At 40.8% G+C, this 3368-nt stretch carries 3 protein-coding genes and 4 pseudogenes; all 7 read right to left on the reverse strand.

The genetic code is table 11. The features are described from left to right. Nucleotides 1-586: pseudogene (locus A7090_RS24890) on the reverse strand (ISAs1-like element ISEc1 family transposase); the annotation flags it as partial. A 132-nt stretch (nt 587-718) separates the two neighbouring features. After that, nucleotides 719-961, reverse strand: a pseudogene (locus A7090_RS24895) (hypothetical protein); the annotation flags it as partial. Nucleotides 962-998: 37 nt separating this feature from the next. Then, a complete protein-coding gene (locus A7090_RS24900; RefSeq protein ID WP_105275863.1) occupies nt 999-1304 on the reverse strand; it encodes a hypothetical protein in 306 nt (101 codons plus the stop codon). Between the two features lie 394 nt (nt 1305-1698). Next, a pseudogene (locus A7090_RS24905) lies at nt 1699-1983 on the reverse strand (RHS repeat-associated core domain-containing protein); the annotation flags it as partial. Between the two features lie 181 nt (nt 1984-2164). Next, on the reverse strand, nt 2165-2521 hold the full coding sequence (locus tag A7090_RS24910) for a hypothetical protein (RefSeq protein ID WP_105275864.1): 357 nt from the start codon (nt 2519-2521) through the stop codon (nt 2165-2167). Nucleotides 2522-2618: 97 nt separating this feature from the next. Further along, on the reverse strand, nt 2619-3158 hold the full coding sequence (locus A7090_RS24915; RefSeq protein ID WP_105275862.1) for a hypothetical protein: 540 nt from the start codon (nt 3156-3158) through the stop codon (nt 2619-2621). Nucleotides 3159-3195: 37 nt separating this feature from the next. Beyond that, nucleotides 3196-3368 (reverse strand): annotated as a pseudogene (locus tag A7090_RS27430) (hypothetical protein); the annotation flags it as partial.

Consider the following 3368-nt stretch of genomic DNA (forward strand, 5'->3'; position numbering starts at 1 on the left):
TTACAGCGAATAAATAATCACCTCCCTGCTTTTGTATCTTCTCTGCAATATCTTTCTGGCAACACATTGCATCAGTTGTGATGATTTTTCCTTTAATATCCAACATGTTAAGAAGTTCAGGAATGGCTGTAATCTCATTGGATTTCTCATCTGTCTTGATCTGCCCGAGGACCAGACTGTGCATTGTCGAGAACGCACTAATAACATGAATCGCTCCCCTGCGGCGGCTCTTGTCATAAGAGTGCCGGAGTGTTTTTCCATCAATTGCGATGACATCTTTATCATCTGAAGAATGGCAGTCACGCATCCAGTTAATAAAGCACTCGTGAAATTTTGCAGGACTGATACAGGATACAACTCGGGCAATGGTATCGTGAACAGGAATACCATTTTCAAAATCACCATATTGCTTCAAAAAATCGAGATGTGTTTCCCCAAAATCCTCTATATCTTCCCAGCCTTCTGCACCAGAAATGACGGCACAAATAGTCAACAGTAGAATATCTGACAATTTATGTTCCACTTTCCAGGCTTGTCTGTAATCGGGGATAATAGAAATGTGTTCCATCAATTTTTTAAGTTCCATTTTGTTCTCCTTATTTATGTAAGGAGTATTTGAACATGTATAAGCAATGAAAAATAGCCTCAGGCAATAAGGAATATCTCAATTATTGAGCATAAAATGCGAATTATTTAGTACAAAAAAGCAGCGTTACGTGATCTTTCCCTGCTGGCCCTGCGCGTTCCACTCCAGCTGCTGCTCCCTGCGCGCTGTCAGTTCGCCCCATTCGTTATAACGGTAACGGTCACGCCCGTAGCCCGGCAGACGGTTGTCCATCACCGCACTCTGATACTCGTCCGTCAGCAGGTTTCCGGCTTTATCGTAATAATAATGAGCATGGTCGTACATCTGACCCGTGCGGCTGGTCAGCCAGCCGCTCCGGTCATAAGCAAAAGGTACTTCGTCTGCAAAGTACCCTGTTTTTCGTATTTATCCTTTAGGAAAAGAGATTTATAGCTTTCTCTTGAAGTTCTATACCTATATCCTCAAATTTAATCAGCTTGTCCTTACTGTACATTCCGTCCCGAAAAGAAAACATTCCATATACATCCATTAGTGCCAATCCTAAAACTTTCGGAACCATAATCTCATCAGCATATATTTCTGCTAAAAAATCCAGCGCCTTGTATAAATTTTCAACCTCATCATCAGAAAAATCTTTCTTGAGTCTTAATCTAACGGGTATTGAATCATTCCCTAATAATTTATCGACTACTATTTTCAATGCAATCTCTTTATCCATATATAAATTCCTGCCTTTAACAAGGGGTAATAGCATTTGATGGTACATGACCTTCCACAAGCACTTCTCCAGAACTAACTGCATAGTTACGGGCCGGCCCTTTTAATCCAGCATCGGTTGCTTTCTCTACCGTGGATAAGTCAATAATATTCCGATTACCTTTAACATCAGGAATCACATCGTCAGTATCAAATGTAACTGTAGTTTAGCCCGGTTCACGGTATCGTACAGCTACATCTTCATCTACTGTTGTTGAAATGAATTGTGAGCCTTTAAACGTATCATTACTACCATTTCTAACATAACCAGCAGCACTCATTCCTCGCCCCGGTGCCTTTGCAGATAATCCCTCACTAATAGATTCATCCGCACGAATATTTCGGAATACCTTGATTAAACCAAGCGGATCGATCCATGTAATCGGATTAGGCGCATAACGATAAAGATTTATCCCGCCACGGATCGAAATCGGGTCCTGGCTTATAAACCTCCCGCACTCCGGCGCATAATACCTGAACAGATTATAGTGCAGCCCCGTCTCTTCATCAAAATACTGTCCCGGCAGCCGCAGCGGCTGCTCAAAGTACGCCCCGCTGTTGCTGATGTCACCCCGGTTTTCGCCAAATCCCGCCTGATACCCCGCCCACACCAGCGTCCCGTCCGGCGCGATTTCGGAGGGATGCCTGACCATTATTGCCGACAGTGACGAGGTGCAGGAACTGCGGGAAGAATTTTATCAGGTTAAACAGTTGGTTAAGGGGATTAAAGATGTGTTGGTTTAGTGAATTGAACGGAGATTGATAGTAAAAACCCGGGAAAATCAGAAGATATTTCCCGGTTTATTGAACAGACGACTTTATTTACGAATATTTAATTTCATATTTCCCAATTATATCGAAAACATGATCATAAGTGCTAAGAACTATATGTTGAAGTTCGTCGCCATCCATATTCTCTATCAAGTCAAAGCTTGATAGAGAATATTTTTCATATGGATAATCATCCACTTTATATATAGACAGTTTTTTGATGTTGCTAAACAAAAATTCAACGTTAATATCAGGGGCATTTGTAATAATTGGCTTACAAGAAGACAAAGATAACGACGCTTTAATGACAAAATTAAAAGGATAGAATATTAATTCAGTCCCTGATAGAACTAAAGCATCTCGCCCGTAAATTAGACCATATTTTGTTTCTATTGCCTTCACATTCATGTCAGCCACAACCTCTTTTTCTTATTGATTTACCGCCAGGGCAAGCTTATGAAAGCCCGCTCCCCGCAAGGACTGAGCTTTCCCTGTAGTTTGCGCATCATAATTCACCGACGACGGTCAATCGTCCTCCCTTTATATCAAGCCCCCCAAGGAAATTTGCGAATTTTTCTGTGAAAAAACAATTTACACTATATACAGAGTCTCTAAAAATCATATCACCCTCACTTATTGAGTGAAAGCGATATGAGCGTTCAATATCCATTTTATTAAAGTCACGCCAGCTATCAGCAGCAATACATTTTTTTACATTAATAACATTAGTAAAAAGAAACTCTCTTCCATCCGAAGTGGTCACTGGAAGAAACTCCACTTGATTAACTAACTTCCCCTCGACAGCCTCCTTCAACTCACCACTAATCAATAATAAACCAAGAGTAAAGCATGATATATTAAAATCTATTCTTCTGGATTTTTCTTTTTTATTTTTACCTGTAAATAATTCAAATTCATACTGATGCCACGCCTTGTATAGTGGACGCCCATCAAAAGTATGTAACATACTAATGACAGGGCTTTCACTATCTGGTAGATAATACTTAAACTCTTCTAGATTCGGTTCTATTTCATAAATTTTCATATCCTCTCCTCAATTTAATACCTAAATCAGGGCAAGATTACGAAAGCCCGCACCCCGAAAGGACTGAAGCCAGATAGTTTCTGTCCATGGCTGCTTTTCTCATCTTACGTCTTAACCCCAGGGCAAGATTACGAAAGCCCGCACCCCGCCCTGAGGAATCCCCAGTAATGGGCGGGTAAAAAAAGACAGGCATAGAGTTTTGTGATCTAC

The organism is Escherichia sp. MOD1-EC7003, assembly GCF_002965065.1.
Taxonomy (GTDB): domain Bacteria; phylum Pseudomonadota; class Gammaproteobacteria; order Enterobacterales; family Enterobacteriaceae; genus Escherichia.

Bases quoted from the DNA above. Each gene is read 5' to 3' on its own strand.
- A7090_RS24915 (WP_105275862.1), bottom strand. From the start codon at position 3,158: ATGAAAATTTATGAAATAGAACCGAATCTAGAAGAGTTTAAGTATTAT.
- A7090_RS24910 (WP_105275864.1), bottom strand. From the start codon at position 2,521: ATGAATGTGAAGGCAATAGAAACAAAATATGGTCTAATTTACGGGCGA.
- A7090_RS24900 (WP_105275863.1), bottom strand. From the start codon at position 1,304: ATGGATAAAGAGATTGCATTGAAAATAGTAGTCGATAAATTATTAGGG.